Source organism: Nonomuraea sp. SYSU D8015 (genome assembly GCF_008065375.1).
GTDB lineage: Bacteria > Actinomycetota > Actinomycetes > Streptosporangiales > Streptosporangiaceae > Nonomuraea.
In genome coordinates this window covers 469,451-488,191 of sequence record NZ_VJYI01000006.1, presented here as the reverse complement: position 1 = coordinate 488,191, position 18,741 = coordinate 469,451, and the positions used below count along the sequence as shown (strand labels likewise).

The following is an 18,741-nucleotide window of genomic DNA, read 5'->3' as shown; positions in this document are numbered from 1 at the left end:
CCGGCTACATAGCGTAATCGTCACACCAAAAGGGCGGTTTTGCACCACAGACCACACCGAGTATCGTTCCCGAAGTATTGCGGAGCATCTCCCGCTAGGGTCTCCGGAAGGTCTCAACACACCTAAGAGGACATCGTGGGGCGACACCGCACAGACGAGCTCGATGGCGGATACAGAGCCGGCGAACCCCCATCACGCAGGCGGGCCCGCGGCAGCCGGGGCCGCGTGCTCGTGCCGCTGGCCGGGGCCGTCGCGCTGGCCGTGCTCCTCGGTGTGGCCGCGTTCGTCATCTTCAACCGCGAACACGACTGCTCGGGGGGCAAGCTGGCGCTGCGCGTCGTCGCGACCCCCGACATCGAGCCGGCGCTCAAGAAGATCGCCGGCAACTATAACAAGGCGATGCACTCCATCGACAGCAAGTGCGTGGACGTGACGGTGGCCAAGGAGTCGGCGGCCAGGACCGCGAACGCGCTGGCCGCGGGCAAGGTGACCGCCGACTTCTGGGTGGCGGACTCGAGCCTGCTCATGGAGAGCATGCGCAAGACCCCGGCGGGCGGGTCGCTGCCGGAGCCCGAGGGTTCGATCGCGACCTCCCCCGTCGTGCTGGCGGCGGCCAAGTCGGCCGCCCCGAAGCTGTCGGGCACGCTCAAGCCGAGCTGGTCCAACATGATCGCCGCAGCGAACGTGGCGAACGTGGACGGGCCCGGCAAGAAGGTCCGCGTGCTCGCGCTCGACCCGCAGAAGAACTCCGCCGGCCTGGCCGCGCTGCTGGCCGCCGCGGGCACGGCCAGGGAGGCCGGGCAGGACAAGGCGCTGGTGGGCGCACTGAAGGAGCTGTCGGGACAGCTCGCCTCCGACTCGACGGCGCTGCTGGCCAGCCTCACCGTGAAGTCCGGCAGCAAGGTCCCGGTGGGCGTCGCCTCCGAGCAGGCCATCTACGCCCACAACACGAAGAAGCCGGAGGCGCCGGTCGTCGCCCTCTATCCCGAGGAGGGCACGCTCAGCCTCGACTATCCGGTCACGATCCTCACCAAGGACCCGGCGACGCTGAAGGCGGCGGCGGACTTCAAGCAGGAGCTGGGCACCGAGCCCGCCAAGAAGATCCTGCGTGACGCGGGCTTCCGCACCGACGGCAAGGCCGGGGCCGTGTTGTCGGAGGACAAGGGCTTCACGCCGGCGACGCCTCAGGCGCTGCCCGCGCCCGACGGCGCGACCGTGGCCAGGATGGTGCAGACCTGGTCCCGGCTGAACCTCGGCACCCGCCTGCTCACCCTGCTCGACGTGTCGGGCACGATGGCTCTGCCCGTGCCGGGCACGGGCATGACCCGCATGCAGGCCATCAGCAAGATCGCCACGGAGGGCCTCAGCCTCTTCCCCGCCGACTCCGAGCTGGGCGTGTGGACGTTCTCCACACACCTCGACGGGCGCGGCAAGGACTGGAAGGAGCTCGTCCCGGTCGGGCCGCTCTCCGAGAGCATCAACGGCACGCTGCGCAAGGAACTGCTGGTCGGCCAGCTCAGGACCATCCAGGCCAAGGAGACGGGCGACACGGGGCTGAACGACACGCTCAAGGCCGCCTACACGGAGATGTCCAAGACGTACCAGCAGGACAAGATCAACACGATCCTGATCCTGACGGACGGCGCGGGCAACGACGACCCCGACGGCGGGGTCAAGAACCCGGCGATCCTGAAGTTCCTGAAGGACACCTACAACCCCAAGCGCCCGGTCAGCATCATCCTCATCGCCTTCGGCCCGGACGCCGCGCCCGGCAAGCAGCAGATGGACGCGCTCGCCAAGGCCACGGGCGGCGAGGCCTACATCGCCAAGGACATCCTCCAGGTCCGCGACTTCTTCCTGCAGGGCATGGAGCGGCGCCTCTGCTCGCCGAACTGCGACGGCTGAGCGAGGGAGTGCCGCCGAACGGAGTGAGCCGATAAGCAGGCGTCCCCATACCCAACGGGCATGGCGGGCGAACCTGTCCAAGTGAGGCCGCGTCCTCTCCGCGTGGGGCTTGAGTGCCCGTCGTACCTGCGGGGAGGGAATCCGTGCCTGGATGGCCGACCGTCGATCGCGCCGACGACCATGAGCTCGTCGAGGCTCTGCGGCGTGCGGACGCCGACGCTCCCGCCAAGCTCTTCGACGCGTACGCCGAGCGCCTGCACGACTACGCCGTCTCCATGGCCGGGGATCGGGAGCTGGCGGCGGACGCCGTACACGACGCCCTGGTCACCGCGCAGGGGTGCGTGGAGCGACTGAAAGAGCCGGGCCGGCTGCGGGCCTGGCTGTACGCGCTGACCAGGTTCCAGGTGCGGGCCAGGATGGCGCACAGGAGCGGCACCCCGGCGCAGGGCATGGCGCTGCCCGATCTCGAGGAGCAGGCCGACCCCGAGCTGGCCGAGCTGGTCCGCGAGACGTTGTGCGAGCTGGGGCGACCCGAGCGCGAGGCACTGGAGCTGTCGCTGCGCCACGGCCTGACCCCGTCCGAGGTCGGCGCGGTGCTGGCGCTGACCTCGCGGCAGGCCGCCGCCAAGCTCGGCAGGGCCCGCGAGCAACTGGAGATCGCCGCCGCGGCGGTCGTGCTGGCCAGGACCGGCCGGGCGCACTGCCCGGACCTGTCGGCGATGGTCGATTCCTGGGAGGGACCGCTCACCCCGATGCTGCGGCGCCGGCTGTCGGGGCACATCGGCGGCTGCGAGGTGTGCACGGAGGGGCGGCACCGGCAGGTCTCGGCGGGACGGCTGCTGGACCTGGTGCCGGTCGCGTTCCCGCCGATCTCCCTGCGCCGCCGGGTGATCGACACGTGCCTCAGCCCGGAGCGCGACCAGACCCGCACCCTGATCATGGATCGCGGTGACAGCTTCGACCGGACCGGGTTCCCCGTGACGTCCGAGCACCGCTCGCGCCGGCGCCGGCCGCGCCGCCTGGCGCCGGTGGTGCTCGCGGGCGCGTGCGTGCTGGCCGCGACCGGCGCCATGGTCGTGATCAACGGCGGCGAGGCCGCGAACGACACCGCGCTGCACTTCGCCCCCACGCCCACGCTCCCCACCGAGTCCGGCACGGAGAGCCCCACCCCCGAGGCCGTGCCGGAGGAGGACGACCCGCCGTCGCCCTCCCCGTCGCCGAGCCCGAGCGCCACCCGCTCCTCCACCAGCCCCACGCCGGGCGGGCGGCCGGCCGCCTCGCGGCCGAGCGCCAGGCCCGCGACCGCGCCCACGCCCACGCGCCGCCGGGTCGCGGCGCCGGGCGCCAGGCTCGCCACCTCGTGCCCGAGCGGGATCGACGGCGCGGCCAAGATCGGGCTCCGCGCCCGCAACGCCTCGGTGTCCTGGGTCGCGACCGCCTCTCAGGGGCTGGACGTGTTCCCGGCGAGCGGGTCGATCAAGGCCGGCGGCTCGGTCCAGATCTGGGTGACGGTCGTCGACCCGAACGGGTCTGGTACCGGCCGGGTCGCCTTCACCTCGAATGGCGGCACCGCCGTCTGCTCGCTGTCCTGGGACGGCCGGGAGCCCCAGGCATCCGACCCGCCGATCGACGAGCCGACGGCCTCCCCCGAGCCGACCGAGTCACCCAGCGTGCGGGAGACGTCCTCAGCGGACAGCATGAACGGCGCGTAAAGGGAACGCCAGGTCACAGTAGACTCGCCTTTAGTCGACAAACGGGTATATACCGGACCCCGACTCGAACATCCTTGGTCACATAGGGCATTCTGGTTGACTTGGGGACCACGTCGGGGCCGGAGACCGCTTGACCTTGTGTTGGACGTCACACAAGAAATCTCTGCCTGCCGGTAAACCGGAGTGCGTCGCCAAGCGTCGGCATTGACGTGTCCCGGCACGGATTGGTCCCATGAATTGCGATCAGTCGTGCCTTAAGCAGTTGGAGCAGGAGAGGTACAGGAGATGCTCAAGCAGCACCGCAGAGCCCTCGCCTGGCTGGTGGGGCTCGCCTGCATAGCGGGAGCGGTCGTGGCGCTGTTCGATATCGAGACGCCGCTGAGACCTTTCCTGATCTCCCTGTTCCTTCTGGTTGTTCCAGGAGCGGCAGTGGTGGGACTGTTGCGTGATCGTGACCCACTTGCCGCACTATCAGTAGGAGCTGCGGCAAGCCTCGTACTGAACGTGCTTCTCGCCGAGGCCATGCTGCTCTTCGGCGCATGGTCTCCGAGGGCCGGCGTGGCGACGGTCGCCGTGCTCGGCGGGTTCATGTACGTGCTCCGCGTGTTGTACCGGGGGAAGGGCATGAGGACCGAAGTGGGGGCCAGGACAAGGTGAACATCCAGGTAGTTCGGCCGGGAGAGCTCGGTGACTCCGAGCGGGCCCGTTGGCGTGAGCTGCAGAAGGCCGACCCGAGTCTGGACAACCCGTTCCTGTCGGTCGAGTTCGCCGTGGCGATGGACCGCTTGCGCGACTACGTGAGGGTGGCGGTCATCTCCAACGGGAGCGGCATCGCGGGATTCTTCCCGTACGAGCGGCACAGCTTCGGCATCGGCAAACCGCTCGGCGGCTTCCTCACCACATGCCACGGTCTGATCTCGGTCCCCGATCTGAAGCTCGACGCGAAGGCCCTGCTGCGGGCCTGCAAGCTCAGCGTGTTCGACTTCGATCACTTAGTGGCCGGGCAGCCGACGTTCGCCCCGTACGAGGCGGACGTGCGCCCCGCGCCGGTGATGGACTTCACCGCCGGCTTCGACGCATGGATCGAGCAGGTCAAGGCCAACTCGCCGAAGAACCTCAAGACCGTCCGCTACAAAGAGCGCAAGCTCGGCCGCGAACAGGGGGAGCTGCGCTTCGAGTGGTCCTCGGCCGACCCCGAGGTGCTGCGCACGCTGCTGTCCTGGAAGTCGGACCAGTACCGCCGCACCGGCCGGGTCGACAGGTTCGCCCAGCCGTGGATCGTCGAGCTGACCGACATGATGCATGCCGAGAACTCATCAGACTTCGCAGGCGTCCTCACCATGCTTTATGCGGGTGACGTGCCGGTCGCCGGACATTTCGGCCTCCGTACGGCGACGACGCTTGTAGGGTGGTTCCCCGCCTACGACACCGAGTACGCCCGCTATTCGCCCGGCATCGTCCATCACCTCCAGATGGCCGAGGCCGCCGCGAACGCCGGGCTGCACATGGTCGACATGGGCAAGGGCGGCAAGGAATACAAGGACTGGCTCAAGAGCGGTGTCCTGTACGTTGCCGAAGGCCGTATCTCACGACCGTCCGCGACGGCGGCGGTTCACTGGATGGGCCGAACTCCTTTCAACAAAGCCCGAACAATTGTCATGGATCGGCCGTCTCTTTATAGAGCGGCCGACCGTGTCCTCAAGGGCTTCGGTCGGGTGCGCACCTTAACGCAGCAGCAACAGGAGTCACCCAACGCAGTCGTCAAGGAACCGACCGGAGCACGCTGAGCGCACCACCACACCCCGGCACACACACCCTCACTCCACAGGACCCTTCATGCACCGTTCACCGGCTTCGCCATTCCCGCAGCACCCGGGGCTGGCTCCGTCCGGCCCGCAGGGGAGGGCCCCGGAAGGATATCCCTCGCCATGAGTCCCGAGATCACCAAGCACAACGGCAAGGTCCACTCCTCGCCTCTCCGCTCGATGCCGCCGCCCTCGAGCTTCACGCCCGTCACGCCGCACCTGGCCATCTCACCCACGGTGAGCGTGGTCGTGCCGGCGATGAACGAGGCCGAGAACCTCCCCCATGTCTTCGCCACGATTCCGCAGTGGATCGACGAGATCGTGCTCGTCGACGGCAACTCCACCGACGACACGGTGGCCGTGGCCAAACGGCTGCGCCCCAACGTGAAGGTGATCACGCAGACCGGCAAGGGCAAAGGCGATGCCCTGGCCGCCGGTTTCGCCGCGTGCACCAGTGACATCATCGTGATGATCGACGCCGACGGCTCGACCGACGGCCGCGAGATCATCAATTTCGTGGGCGCGCTGGTGACGGGCGCCGACTTCGTCAAGGGCTCGCGGTACGCCTCGGGTGGCGGCAGCGACGACCTGACGTTCAACCGGCGGCTCGGCAACAAGATCCTCACCGGCATCGTCAACGTCATGTACAACACCAAGTACACCGACCTGTGCTACGGCTACAACGCCTTCTGGGCCCGCCACCTGGACACCCTCAACCTCGACTGCGACGGCTTCGAGGTGGAGACCCTGATGAACGTGCGGGCCGCCAAGGCCGGGCTGAAGGTGCACGAGGTGCCGAGCCACGAGCGCAACCGCATTCACGGCGAGAGCAATCTTCACGTCGTACGAGACGGCTTCCGCGTGCTCAAGACCATCCTGAAGGAGTGGAAGCGCCAGCCCACTTCCCCTCAGCCTGAGCCCAAGGCCACTCCCGCCGCTGACCGAGGCGTCGCTTAAGAAGGAACGTTGTGAACACGTCTGTTGTCATCTGCGTCTACACCGAGGACCGGTGGGAGGACATCAGGCAGGCAGTCGAGTCGGTCGAGAACCAGACACGCCCGGCACACGAGCTGATCCTGGTGGTCGATCACAACCCCGACCTGCACCTCAAGCTCAAGCGCGAGTACCCGCAGGCCATCGTGGTGGAGAACACTCACGAGCAGGGGCTGTCCGGCGGCAAGAACACCGGTGTGGCCACGGCCAACGGGGAAATTGTCGCGTTCCTCGACGACGACGCGGTCGCCGATCCGGGGTGGCTGGAAGCTTTGGAGGAGGGCTTCCAGGAGTCCGGAGTGGTGGGCGTGGGCGGCCGCACCGACCCCCTGTGGGCGTCGGGGCGGCGGCCCCGGTGGTTCCCGTACGAGTTCGACTGGACGGTCGGCTGCACGTACCGCGGCATGCCCGAGGTGCGTGCGCCGATCCGTAACGTGATGGGTGGCAACGCGGCGTTCCTGCGCGACGTCGTGTCCGAGGTGGGCGGTTTCCACAGCGGCATCGGACGCAGCGTGCAGGGGCGCAAGTCGCGCCCGCTGGGGTGCGAGGAGACGGAGTTCTGCATCCGGCTGAGCCAGCGCAAACCCGGCTCGGTCATGCTGTTCGAGCCGCGCGCCGTGATCGGGCACAAGGTGTCCAGGCAGCGCGAGCGGTTCGCGTACTTCAGGTCCAGGTGCTACGCGGAAGGGCTGTCGAAGGCCCTGGTGACCCAGGAGGTCGGCACCCAGGACGGGCTGGCCAGCGAGCGGGCGCACGCACTCAAGACGCTCCCGCTCGGCGCGCTGCGCGGAATCGGCGAGGCCGTGCGCGGCGACCTGGGCGGGCTCGGCCGGGCGGCCGCGATCGTCATCGGGCTGGCCTGGACGACCTGGGGCTACGTGGTGGGTTCCGTACGGCTTAAGGCGGCACGGTCATGATCCGCGTACCGATCCTGATGTACCACTCCGTCACCGACACCCCCAACGACGAGACCCGCCCGCACTCGGTGCGGCCGTCGGACCTGGAGGAGCAGCTCGCCTACCTGAAGGAGAGCGGCTTCACGCCGCTCACGCTGGGTGACCTGGTGGCCGCGCTCAACAAGATCGACGGCCGTACGGTGCCGGACAAGCCGGTCGTGGTGACCTTCGACGACGGCTACGCCGACTTCCACACCCATGCGCTGCCGCTGCTCGATCGCTACAACTTCCCGGCCACGGTCTTCCTGACCAGCGGCTGGGTGTCCGACGCGGGCGAGGAGGCCGCGGGCCGGCCGCTGGACGACATGCTGTCCTGGGGCCAGGCCCGCGAGGCCGCGCAGACCGGCATCGAGATCGGCGGCCACAGTCACAGCCACCCGCAGCTGGACCAGCTCCGCACCGAGGACCTGCGGCAGGAGCTGCGCAGGAACAAGGGCCTGCTGGAAGACAAGATCGGCAAGCCGGTCGCCACCATGGCCTACCCCTACGGGTACTCCAGCGCCCGGGTGCGCCGCGAAGTACGCAAGGCCGGATATTTCGCAGCTTGCGCCGTGGCCAACACGATCGCCGCGGACCGGCACGACATGCTCGCCATCCCCCGGTTGACGGTCGGCAAGGGCACGACCATCAACATGTTCAAGCGCGCCGTCGAAGGCACCGCCGTACCTCTCATCTACCTGCGCGAACGCATCCTCACCAAGGGGTACGCGGTCGTGCGGCGCACGAGGTACGGGCTGCAGCGGGTGCGCGGAAATGTCTAGCGTCTGGCGGAAGCTCCTCCACGACCTCCGCAACCCCCTTTTCCGCCAGGGCTACGCGCTCATGGGGAACACGGTCATCACCGGTGTGCTCGGCATGGGCTACTGGCTGCTGGCCGCCCACTACTACACGCCCGAGGAGTTCGGCCGCGGGCAGGCGGTGATCACGGCGATGCGGCTGTTCGCGTCGCTGACCGCACTGGGGTTCGTGGGAGCTCTGGCCCGCTATCTGCCGGTGGCGGGCCGCCGCACGCCCGAGCTGATCCTGCGCGGGTACGGCCTGGCCGCCGCCACCGGCGGGGTCGCCGCACTGGGCTTCCTGCTGACGCTGCCGATGTGGGGCGAGACGTACCAGGTGCTGGGCGGCTTCGGGCCCGGCCTGTTCTTCCTGGCGTCCGTGGTCGTGTGGGCCGTCTTCACGCTGCAGGACGTGGTGCTGACCGGGCTGCGCAGGGCCCCGTTCGTGCCGTTCAACAACCTCGTCTTCGGCCTGGTCAAGATGGGGCTGCTGGTCGCGCTGGCGGGCGCGCTGCCCGAGGGCGGGATCTTCGTCTCCTGGGTGATCCCGACCGCGCTGGCGCTGATCCCGGTCAACTGGCTGATCTTCTTCGTGGTCGTGCCCCGGCACGTCAAGCAGGCCGCTCCCGTCCAGGAGCCGCCCCGCCTGCGTGAAATTGGAAGGTTCCTAGCAGGGGACTTCCCCGGGACGCTGTCGATCCTGGCGATCGTCTACCTCGTGCCCGTGGTGATCGCCACGCAGGTGGGCGAGGCCACGTTCGGGCGCTTCTCGATGGCGCACACGCTGGCCAGCATGATCGAGCTGCTGGCCATGAACATGGCCGTGTCGCTGACCGTCGAGGGCTCCTTCGACCCCGCCCAGCTGGCCGCGAACTGCCGGCGGGCCCTGCGACGGGCCTTCGTGATCGTCACACCCATCATCACCGTGGCGATTCTCGGCGCGCCGCTGATCCTCACGATCTTCGGGTCGGAGTTCGCCGAGGAGGGCACGCTGCTGCTGCGGCTGATGGCGCTTGCCGTGCTGCCGCGGGTGCTGATCGAGGTGTACCTGAGCGCGCTGCGGGCCCAGAGCAGGGCGCGGGCGCTGGCGACCGTCCAGATCGGCCTCGCCGTGCTCGTGCTGGTGTCCACCCTGGCGCTGTTCCCGTTCGCCCATGTGAACGCGGTGGGGTACGGACTGCTCTTCAGCGAGCTGCTCGTGGCACTCCTGATCTTCGGTAATCTACGTAAAATTCTCAAGTTCGGCGATGCAGCGAAGGCGACTGTCACCCAGGGGTCGTCCGGGGCTTCATGATGGTCAACGTGAGGCAACGGGACGGCGATGGCATGACAACGGGGATCACCGGCTCCTCGGACGTGCGTGGGGACAAGGAGGAGTCAGACGTGCCCTTCGATCCGGAGGCTACCGGGGTCATCCCGAAGCTGACGTTCGACAAGGAGCCCTCCGCACCGGAGGGATCCGAGGGCCCGGACTCCCCGGCCGATCCGGACGAGGCGGCCGCCGACCAGACCACGACGTTCCGGATCCCGGGCCCTCTCCACATCGGCCACCCGCCGACCGCCGCCGAGGACTCCGATCCCGGGGCCGCCGGGACGGTCTCCATGCCCGTCCAGAGTCCCGACGACGCCTCCTCCCCGGAGGCCGACGGCACCTCCTCCCCGGACGCTGACGGCGCCGCCGAGCGGGCTGACGGCGCGCCCGAGTCGCCCGGAAAGCCCGGCCCGAGCACGTCGCCCGGGAAGGCGAAGACCGCATCCGGCAAGGCCGGGTCTCCGGCATCCGGCAAGACCGGCACCCCCACGGCTGCAGCGCCCAAGAAGGCGAGCGCCCCGGCGACCGCCACGCCTGCCGAGGCGGGCACGCCGGAGGGTGCGGCGGCGAAGGCGGGAGCCGCGGACGCGCCGCCGAAGACCGACGACACCGCGACGGGGAAGACGGGCCAGGCGCCGCCGCCCGCGAAGACGGGCGACACCCCGACGGGCAAGGAGCAGCCGTCCGCGAAGACGGGTCAACCGCAGTCGCCGACGACCCCTGACACGACCCCGACCAACCCCGGCCTGCGCACCCAGCCGACGAGCGGACCCCAGCCTGCCGGCGGACCCCAGCCGACCAATGGGCCGCAGCCCGCCGGTGGCGGTCAGGCGCGTAACACGTCGCCATCCTCCGGTGGTGCCAAGGCGCCCAGTGGCCCTCAACCGGCGACCGGCGCCAAGTCCACCGGCAGCCCTCAACCCACCAGCGGGCCGCAGCAGGTCGCCGGGGGCAAGTCCACCGGCGGGCCGCAGCCCGTTGCCGCGCAGGGCAATGTGGGGGCGAAGGAGAACGCGGGCGAATCCAAGGGTGCGTCGCCTGCCGAGGCGCCCGCCAAGGAGACGACCAAGCGGCCGGCGACGGGAACGCCCTCCGCCGGGGGTAAGGCCGCCGATGCGTCGGCCGCCGCCGGGACGCTGCCCAGGAACGTCATGCCCACCGGAGCACCGCCCACGGGCGCATCGACCACCGGAGCACCGACCACCGGAGCACCGACCACCGGCGGGCCGGCCGCCGGCGGGCCGTCGGCGTTGGTGCAGCCCGTCGGAGCGCCTTCCAAGGCCCCCAGCGGGCCCGGAGGGCCGTCGGCCCTCCCCCAGCAGTCCCCACCGCGGCAAGCGGCGGCAGAGGCGGCCTCAAGGCCGCGCACCGCCGGCGGCCGGATCGGGGCGCTGATCGCCAGCGCGCCCAAGTGGCTGCCCGTGCTGCTGGTCCTCGAGGGCCTGATCATGTACGTCCTCGCCCTCAAGGTCCCCCCGGGCCCCCTGCGCGGCGTGGATCCCAACGACATCGACGGCCTGGGCCTGATCTCGGCCCTCCCGGCCACGGCGTTCATCGCGATCCTGATCATGATCGTGTCGTTCTTCGTCACGGTCGCCCAGAGCACGGACCGCAAGTTCCTGCTCCTGTTCCAGATCGCAGCCATCACGTTCGCCCTGCACGGCGCGGGCGCCCTCGTGGCCGAGGAGCCGCGTTTCCCCACGGCGTACATCCATGCCGGTTTCGTCGACTTCATCAGCAGAACCGGCGAGACCGCCATCAGCATCGACGCCCGCATGGGCTGGCCGGGCTTCTTCGCGTTGTTCGCGTTCGTGACGAAGGCCGCCGGCATCACCGACATGACGCCGATCCTGCAGTGGACGCCGCTCCTGTCGAACCTGCTCTACCTGCTCCCGTTCGTGCTGATCCTGCGCCAGGTCGTGGCCACCACGCGGGCGCGGTGGTTCGCGGCGCTGCTGTTCGTGCTGGTGCAGTGGATCGGCCAGGACTACTTCTCGCCGCAGGGCTTCACGTTCGCGCTCTATCTGGCGTGGGTGGCGATCCTGCTGCGCTGGTTCGGCCGGGTGGAGCCGCGGACCAAGCCGATCCCGCCGAAGGGCCTGCGCAGGCTGCTCGGCAGGCTCGACGCGATGACGCCGGGCGAACTGGCCAACACCGGCACGTACCGCGCCGACAAGCTGCTCATGCTCATGATGCTGCTGGCGCTGTTCTTCGCGGCGGTGGCCTCCCACCAGATCACGCCGTTCATGATGCTCGGCGTCGTGACCGCGTTCCTGATCTTCAAGCGGACCTCCCTGACGTGGGCGCTGCCGTTCTTCCTCGGGCTGGTCGTGCTGGCCTGGATCAGCTACATGACGGTCGGGTTCTGGGCGAGCCAGATCGACGCGATCTTCGGCGGCCTGGGCAACATCCTGCAGAACCTCCGCAGCAACACCGGCGACCGGATCGAGGGCAGCGACCCGGCGCACGCGATGGTGCTCCAGGCACGGCTCGGCATCCTCGTGGTGATCCTCGGCCTGGCCGCGGCCGGTCTGTTCCGGCGGCTGCGGCGCGGCGTGTTCGACCGGTCGGCGCTGATCCTGCTGTGCGTGCCGGTGCTGGCGCTGGGCCTGCAGAGCTACGGCGGCGAGATCGGGCTGCGGATCTACATGTTCGCGCTGCCCGGCGCCTGTCTGCTGGCCGCGTACGCGTTCTTCCCGAACCTGCCTGCCGACAGCGCGGACGTGCGCGAGGAGACCGTGCCGCTGCGCAAGCGGAACGTGCGCTTCAACCCGCAGCTCACCCGGAAGATCTCGGTGGTGCTCGCCGCCTGCTTCGCGGTGCTGTTCGCGTTCGCGTTCTTCCTGGCGAGGTACGGCAACGAGAAGTTCGAGCGGGTCACCGCCGGCGAGGTGGCGGCCATGCACTACGTCTACGACCACGACAAGCCCAGCGCCAGGGTGATCTACCTGGTGCCGAAGGAGGGCCCCGAGGTCACGCCCACCATGCCGTGGGGCGAGCGGGACGTCGAGATCGTCAGCTTCAACCAGCAGGCCCTCGTCCACAAGGATCCGACGAAGATCGCGGACGCGGTCAAGAAGCTGAAGGAGTCGGCCCGGAACTCGTACCTCATGGTGAGCCGCGGCCAGGTCAGCTACCTGCAGCTCAACGAGGGCTTCCCGGCCGACTGGGGCGAGAGGTTCCGTGCGGCGCTGGACGCCTCACCCGACCTGAAGCGGGTCTACTCGAACAAGGACGCGGCGCTCTACACCTGGAAGAAATTCGTCCGCGGCACGGAGATCCCCGAGCCGAACCAGTATCAGGGGCGCGGCGACCCCACTTCGCCCTGGACGCCGGTGGGCGTCGGCGCGCTGGGTGTGACATGGGTCGCTCTCTTCGGGTACGAAATCATCCGGTTGAACGGCCCGAACCGGGCGCGGAAGGCCCGCAGGCGCCTCCTCTACCTGGCGGTTCCGGCCTTCGTGGTGGCCATCGCGGTGATCGTCGAGCGGTTCGTCTACATCGCACAAAATAACTGAATCCACAGGAAACACTCAGGATGTGCGGAATGATGTCACTCGATGAGGGCACAGAGGACACTCCCCGCAACTATTGACCTACGGCCTCCCGCCGCGGGGGCGCGGATCGCTTCTGTCGACTCCTTAAGAGGCTTCGCGCTCCTGGGCATCCTCGTGGTGAACATCGCCTTCCTGGCCTCCGGCTACCGGATGGCCGGGATGGCGGAGCCCGCGTTCGACTCGTCGCTGGACTGGGGCGTGCGGTGGGCGGTGACGCTGTTCCTGGAGAACAAGTTCTACCTGCTGTTCTCCTTCCTGTTCGGCTACAGCTTCACGCTCCAGCTCGACTCGGCCGTCCGGCAGCGCCGGCCCTTCGTCCCGATGTTCCTGCGGCGGCTGAGCGGGTTGTTCCTGCTCGGGCTGGCGCACGCCGTGCTGCTGTTCCCCGGCGACATCCTGACCACCTACGCGGCCGTGGGCCTGGCCCTGCTGGTGCTGCGCCGGATCAAGCCGAGGACCGCGGTGCTGCTGGCGGCCGGGCTGACCGCGCTGCTGGCCCTCGGCTTCGTGCTGCTGGCCGTCCTGGCCATGACCGGCCTCGACTTGTCGGGCACGGTCTCGGACACGACGGCCGAGGCCGCCAAGTCCGACGCGGCCCTGGGCGGGTCCGCCTGGCAGATCATCTCCGAGCACGTGCGGAAACTCTCCCTGATCATCGTGTTCCGCGTCCTTTTCCAGGGTCCCGCCGTCCTGGCCGCCTGCCTGATCGGCCTGGCCGTCGGCAAGCTGGCCGCCTTCAACGACCTGTCCGCCCACACGGCGACGCTGCGCAGGCTGCAGTGGATCGGCTTCACGGCCGGGCTGGCGGGCTCGTTCTTCTACACGCTGTCGGCCTGGAACGGAACCGTCCACAAGTTCTGGGGCGAGGCGGTGGACCTGGTGACGGCGCCGCTGCTGGCCGCCGCGTACGCGGCCACGTTCCTGCGCCTGCTCCCCCACATGCCGCGCATCGGCCGGGCCCTCGCGGCGCCCGGCCGGATGGCGCTGTCCAACTATCTGGCGCAGTCGCTGATCTGCGCCCTGATCTTCACGGGGTACGGGTTGGCGCTCGTCGACCGGGTGAGCCCGCCCGTCGAGGTGCTGATCGCCCTCGGCATCTTCGCCGCCCAGGTCCTCTACAGCCATTGGTGGCTCAAGAGGCACCGGTACGGGCCGGTGGAGTGGCTGCTGCGTTACCTCACGTACTGGCGCAAACCGGGCTCTGCCCGCCGCGCCGGCTCATCAGCGTGATCAAGCACACAGACCGCGCGATATTCAGGTGATCTGTCCGACGGGGTCCGGAACAATGGATCGGCATGCGTCACTGGCCTCTCTTCAACCTGCGTCTGACCACTCCCCGTCTCGAACTGCGCCTGCCGTCCCTGGACGACCTCGACGAGCTCGCCGACCGGGCCGTGGAAGGGGTGCACGATCCGGAGAGGATGCCGTTCAGCGTGCCCTGGACCGACGTCCCCGCCGCTGAACTGCCGGGCGCCCTCATCCGCTACCAGCTCGGCGTCATGGCGCGGTGGCGGACCGACCAGTGGTGCTGCAACTTCGCGGTCGTCCACGAGGGCCGCGTGATCGGCACCCAGGACGTGTCGGCCTCCGACTTCGCCGTCACCCGAGAGGTGCAGACGGGCTCGTGGCTGGGCCGCGCCCACCAGGGCGCCGGGCTGGGCACGGAAATGCGCGCTGCCGTACTTCACCTCGCCTTCACCGGGCTGGGCGCCCAGACGGCGGTCTCAGGCGCGTTCCTGGACAACCCAGCGTCGCTGGGGGTCTCCCGCAAGCTCGGCTACCGGCCCGACGGCCTGTCCGTCCATCAGGTACGGGGGCGGCGCGCGATCCAGCAACGCCTGCGCCTCGACCGCGACGACTTCACCAGCCCGGTCCCGGTGAAGATCGATGGCCTGGAGAGCTGCCTGCCCCATTTCGGCCTGGGCGACATCGTGCGGTGAGCACCGGGTGGCCGTCTGCCCGTGCACGTGCCGCGGCAGGCGGCCACAGCGCCACCTGCGGACGGCCGAGCTCGGCGCCTGAAAGACCGGCGCCTCCCGCGGCGCGGCTATTGCCGGCGGGACAGCCAGAGGCCGATGGCGGTGACGCGCGAGTCCACCCCGAGCTTGGCGTAGATGCGATTGACGTGGTTCTTGACGGTCTTCTCGCTGAGGAACAGCCGTTGCGCGATCTGGCCGTTGGACTGGCCCGTGGCGATGAGGTCCATGACCTCGGCCTCACGCTTGCTCAAGGACGTGAACACGCTATCGAACGCTGCGTCGTCGACTCTCATCCGGCCTCCGGGGGCGCGAAGACGGTCAGATCGCCGAGGGCCCCCGTGCTTCCGGCGTTAGCGGTATTAGACAGCGAGCATAACTCGCAATGCCGCCATTTGGGGCGATTGTCGGGAGAAAACGGCAACGGCCGGTCCAGAAGGACCGGCCGTTGCCGACTTGGGGTGAGTGAAGGGACTTGAACCCTCGACATCCAGGACCACAACCTGGCGCTCTGCCAACTGAGCTACACCCACCACGGCCGCCCACTGCGTGGCGGCACAGGAAAAGTGTAGCGGGGTTCGGGAGTCTTTACGCCACTCCTTATCCGCTGACGCGCTCTGCGAGAGATCTCGCGGTCAGCGTGTCGGGCCCCGGCTGCTCCACGAAGATCGCCGCGCGGTAGTAACGCAGCTCCCTGATGCTCTCCGTGATGTCGGCCAGCGCCCGGTGCCCGCCCTGCTTCTCGGGTGCCGCGAAGTAGACCCGTGGATACCACCGGCGCACCAGCTCCTTGATCGACGACACGTCGATCATCCGGTAGTGGAGATAGGCGTCCACCCCGGGCATGTCCCTGGCGATGAACGTGCGGTCGGTGCCGATCGAGTTGCCGCACAGCGGCGCCTTCTTCGGCTCGGGCACATGGCGGCGGATGTAGTCGAGCACGAGCGACTCCGCCTCCGACAACGTCACCCCGCTGCCCAGCTCGGGCAGCAGCCCAGAGGCGGTGTGCATCTCACGCACCACCTCCGACATCTGCTCCAGCGACTCCGACGGCGGCTTGATCACCACGTCGACGCCCTCGTCGACCTGGTTGAGCTCGCTGTCGGTGATGACGCACGCCACCTCCACCAACGCGTCACGCCCGAGGTCGAGTCCGGTCATCTCGCAGTCGATCCAGACCAGCAAGTCACTCATACGATCTCCTCGCCCAGCGGCTCGGAGCAATCCGCCCGCTTGTTACCCCACCAGCCTAGTGCCACTGGTTACGCGGGCTTCAGCGAGCTGAGAACCTTGCCGACCACGTCAGTGCCCAGATTGTCGGGAACCGAGGTGTAGAGGATGGTCGGGCGCTCACCGGAGCCGCGATCCATGAGCACGATCGCGCCGTTCTCCTTCTTCCACTTGTAGCCCTTCTGCTCCGACACCTTGGTGAAGTCGAGCTCGAACTGCAAGACCCATCCGTCCCGGTCGCCGATCTTCATGGCCTTGTCTGCGACGATCTTGCTCTCGTGCGGCAGCGAGTAGTAGCGCGCGGAGAAGTCCACGAAGACGGCCTTGGCCGTGTCACCCATGCTCGCGACGTCGGAGTAGGGGTAGAGCTCGTTGAGCACCCCGCTGTAGACGTTGCCCATCCAGTCGGATTCGCCGTCGAAGGACTCCTGCGAGACGGCGTCCACGCCGGCCGTCCACAGCTGCAGGGTGGGAGGCGGGGTCGGAGGGTTGACGGCCTGCGGGACCTTCCAGCCCTCGGGCACCGCGAACGAGATGCCGGCCTGCGGGTCGGTGATGCGGCCGCCGGCAGGTTGGGGCAGTTGCCCGGCCCCCTGGCTGGGCGGCCGGCCGGACGGCGGCTCGCTCGACGGCGGCTCGTTGGACGGCGGCTGGGGCTCGAAGGTGTCGGACGGTGAGGGGAGCGCGGCCTCGTTGCTCCTGTTGACGTAGAAGATCCCGGCCACCGCGATCAGCACGACCACCACCAGTGCCGCCAGCCCGCCGAACACCCACGGCAGCGGGTTGCTCTGTTTGGGCGGCGGGCCGTAGCCGGGGCCCGGCAGCTGCGGGCCGCTCCACTGCTGGGAGGGAGGCGTGGGCTGGCCGTAGGCGGACTGACCGTAGGTGGGCCGGCCGTACTGAAGCGTGGGGTTCGCCGGCGTGGCCGTCCAGTCGGGTCGTGTCTGCTGTTGCGGCCCGGAGGCCGGCTGCTGCTGGGGCTGCGCCTGCCCGTGCTCCTGCGCGTGCGTGGCGTCGGTCCACTGGTTGCCGTCCCACCAGCGGAGCTGGGGCTCGCCGTACGGGTCCGGATACCAGCCCGCGGGGGTCTGCGTGGTCATGTTCGCCAGATTAGTAAGAACCGCTTTGATATGCATTGCTGGGCGGGCATCAACACTTGTACGTGAAGCTGGCCTTGTCCGTGCGCACCGGTCCCGGTGTCAGGATCCGCAGCGTGGCGGTGGCTTTGACGTTGCTCTTGCCCTGCAGCGACCACCTCAGCGGCACCGTGTAGGACGTCTTGTCGGACGTCGTGCGGAGGGTTCCCCTGACGACGTCCTCGTCGAGGTTCTTGCGCCACTCGAAGGTGATCTCGCCGGGCGCCCCGTTCGTGACGACCGTACCGGTGATCAGGACCTTGCTGTTGCAGCCCTGGGTCTTCTTCGGCGCCACCACGTCGATCGACTTGACCGCCAGTTCGGGCTCGCCGCTCAGCTTGAACCAGGCCAGGATCGCCCCCGCCATGACCGCGGCGAAGACCGCGGTGGCGAAGATCGTCCGCCACCGCCGGGCGCGCGCCGCCCTCGGCCGCTTGCCGCCCGGGCGGTGCATGGTGGCGGCTCCGTCCCGCCCGGCCCGCCAGATCCGCTCGGCCGTCGTCTCCGGTCGCTGCACCTGCGTGCCGACCCCCGGCCCGAACTGCACGGGACCCGCCGAGCGGCCGGGGACGTGCAGCAGCGTGACGATGTCGCCCTCGTCCCTCGGCATGACCGGCGTGGGGGCGTGCACCCGTGGCTGCGCGAACGCCGACCTGCCGCGCGCCGCCCTGGCCAGCCCCTCCCTGCCGATCGCGCCGCCGGGCAGCGTCGTCTGCTCGGCGACCAGCAGATCCCGCGCGGCCCCCAGACCCAGCGTGCCCGCCGTTGCCGCGGCGCGTTCGAAGAGCTGGGCCGCCTGCGTCGAGCCCGGAGTCAAGGAGGCCGCCAGCCCGCGCGCCAGCGCCGCCCAGCCGGCCGCGTCCCGGTCGGGCAATGAGACCAGGCCTCGGATGGCGTCGGACAGGCCGCGTTCCGACAGCAGCGCGGCGCCCTCGGCGGTGATCACCACGGTGCCCGGGTGCACGGAGCCGTGCGTGACCCCGGCGGCGTGCAGCGCCATCAGGGTCTGGGCGGTCTCGACCAGCGCGGAGGCCGCGCCGGACGGGTCGACGGGCCCGCTGGTGAGGAGGTCGGCCAGGGTCGGGCTGACCGCCTGGCCGGTGAGCAGCCACACCTGGTCGCCGACCGCCACCACGTCCGCGACCGGGATCAGCCCGGTCAGGCCGCCCAGCACGAGCCGCTGGTCGGTCATGACCGCGTTGACCACGCGGTCACGCACGCCGGGCAGGCCGATGATCCGCGGATCGAACAGCAGCGCCCCGGCCCGGCGGCCGTCGGGCGAGATCGCGTCGATCCAATTGCCGAGCTCGGTCATCCAGGTGTGCTCGGTGAGCCGGAATCCGGCGATATCGTTCGCAGCGTTGTCCATCGCCGTCCCCCCGG

The 18,741-nt window shown here is 69.3% G+C and carries 15 protein-coding genes and 1 tRNA gene; 11 read left to right on the top strand and 5 right to left on the bottom strand.

Features of this window, described 5'->3' with window-relative positions:
- The first annotated feature begins 225 nt into the window (after nucleotides 1–225).
- From ID574_RS27455 to ID574_RS27405, 11 genes are all read left to right on the top strand, one after another.
- Nucleotides 226–1,905: a substrate-binding domain-containing protein gene (locus tag ID574_RS27455; protein ID WP_188191832.1), complete on the top strand. Its 1,680-nt coding sequence runs from the start codon at nucleotides 226–228 to the stop codon at nucleotides 1,903–1,905.
- 143 nt (nucleotides 1,906–2,048) lie between these two features.
- Nucleotides 2,049–3,617, top strand: a complete 1,569-nt coding sequence (locus ID574_RS27450) for an RNA polymerase sigma factor (RefSeq protein WP_188191831.1) — start codon at nucleotides 2,049–2,051, stop codon at nucleotides 3,615–3,617.
- 285 nt (nucleotides 3,618–3,902) lie between these two features.
- The gene (locus ID574_RS27445) at nucleotides 3,903–4,274 is read left to right on the top strand and encodes a hypothetical protein (RefSeq protein WP_188191830.1); all 372 of its coding nucleotides are present in this window, start codon (nucleotides 3,903–3,905) and stop codon (nucleotides 4,272–4,274) included.
- Between the two features lie 119 nt (nucleotides 4,275–4,393).
- On the top strand, nucleotides 4,394–5,404 hold the full coding sequence (locus tag ID574_RS27440; RefSeq protein ID WP_336245547.1) for a GNAT family N-acetyltransferase: 1,011 nt from the start codon (nucleotides 4,394–4,396) through the stop codon (nucleotides 5,402–5,404).
- Between the two features lie 141 nt (nucleotides 5,405–5,545).
- Nucleotides 5,546–6,379 carry a glycosyltransferase family 2 protein gene (locus ID574_RS27435; protein ID WP_188191828.1) on the top strand — a complete coding sequence of 278 codons (834 nt, stop codon included), beginning with the start codon at nucleotides 5,546–5,548 and terminating at the stop codon, nucleotides 6,377–6,379.
- Between the two features lie 11 nt (nucleotides 6,380–6,390).
- The gene (locus ID574_RS27430; RefSeq protein WP_188191827.1) at nucleotides 6,391–7,332 is read left to right on the top strand and encodes a glycosyltransferase family 2 protein; all 942 of its coding nucleotides are present in this window, start codon (nucleotides 6,391–6,393) and stop codon (nucleotides 7,330–7,332) included.
- A complete protein-coding gene (locus ID574_RS27425; RefSeq protein ID WP_188191826.1) occupies nucleotides 7,329–8,132 on the top strand; it encodes a polysaccharide deacetylase family protein in 804 nt (267 codons plus the stop codon). The genes ID574_RS27430 and ID574_RS27425 overlap by 4 nt, the downstream gene beginning before the upstream one ends.
- Nucleotides 8,125–9,441, top strand: a complete 1,317-nt coding sequence (locus ID574_RS27420) for a lipopolysaccharide biosynthesis protein (protein WP_188191825.1) — start codon at nucleotides 8,125–8,127, stop codon at nucleotides 9,439–9,441. The genes ID574_RS27425 and ID574_RS27420 overlap by 8 nt, the downstream gene beginning before the upstream one ends.
- Before the next feature lie 89 nt (nucleotides 9,442–9,530).
- Nucleotides 9,531–12,977, top strand: a complete 3,447-nt coding sequence (locus ID574_RS27415; RefSeq protein ID WP_188191824.1) for a hypothetical protein — start codon at nucleotides 9,531–9,533, stop codon at nucleotides 12,975–12,977.
- 156 nt (nucleotides 12,978–13,133) lie between these two features.
- Nucleotides 13,134–14,246: a DUF418 domain-containing protein gene (locus tag ID574_RS27410; protein WP_223167104.1), complete on the top strand. Its 1,113-nt coding sequence runs from the start codon at nucleotides 13,134–13,136 to the stop codon at nucleotides 14,244–14,246.
- A 65-nt stretch (nucleotides 14,247–14,311) separates the two neighbouring features.
- Entirely contained in the window at nucleotides 14,312–14,956 is a 645-nt protein-coding gene (locus tag ID574_RS27405; protein ID WP_442939327.1) for a GNAT family N-acetyltransferase, read from the top strand.
- Nucleotides 14,957–15,063: 107 nt separating this feature from the next.
- On the opposite strand, the gene ID574_RS27400 is transcribed toward ID574_RS27405, so the two are convergent.
- From ID574_RS27400 to ID574_RS27380, 5 genes are all read right to left on the bottom strand, one after another.
- Nucleotides 15,064–15,246 (bottom strand): helix-turn-helix domain-containing protein, encoded by a 183-nt coding sequence (locus tag ID574_RS27400; RefSeq protein WP_336245546.1) that lies wholly within the window; start codon nucleotides 15,244–15,246, stop codon nucleotides 15,064–15,066.
- A gap of 203 nt (nucleotides 15,247–15,449) precedes the next feature.
- Nucleotides 15,450–15,525: transfer RNA gene (locus ID574_RS27395), tRNA-His, on the bottom strand.
- A gap of 67 nt (nucleotides 15,526–15,592) precedes the next feature.
- Nucleotides 15,593–16,186, bottom strand: a complete 594-nt coding sequence (orn, locus tag ID574_RS27390) for an oligoribonuclease (protein ID WP_188191822.1) — start codon at nucleotides 16,184–16,186, stop codon at nucleotides 15,593–15,595.
- A gap of 68 nt (nucleotides 16,187–16,254) precedes the next feature.
- Nucleotides 16,255–17,322 (bottom strand): DUF2510 domain-containing protein, encoded by a 1,068-nt coding sequence (locus ID574_RS27385; protein ID WP_223167103.1) that lies wholly within the window; start codon nucleotides 17,320–17,322, stop codon nucleotides 16,255–16,257.
- 49 nt (nucleotides 17,323–17,371) lie between these two features.
- Entirely contained in the window at nucleotides 17,372–18,727 is a 1,356-nt protein-coding gene (locus tag ID574_RS27380; RefSeq protein ID WP_188191821.1) for a protein kinase family protein, read from the bottom strand.
- Nucleotides 18,728–18,741 lie beyond the last annotated feature (14 nt).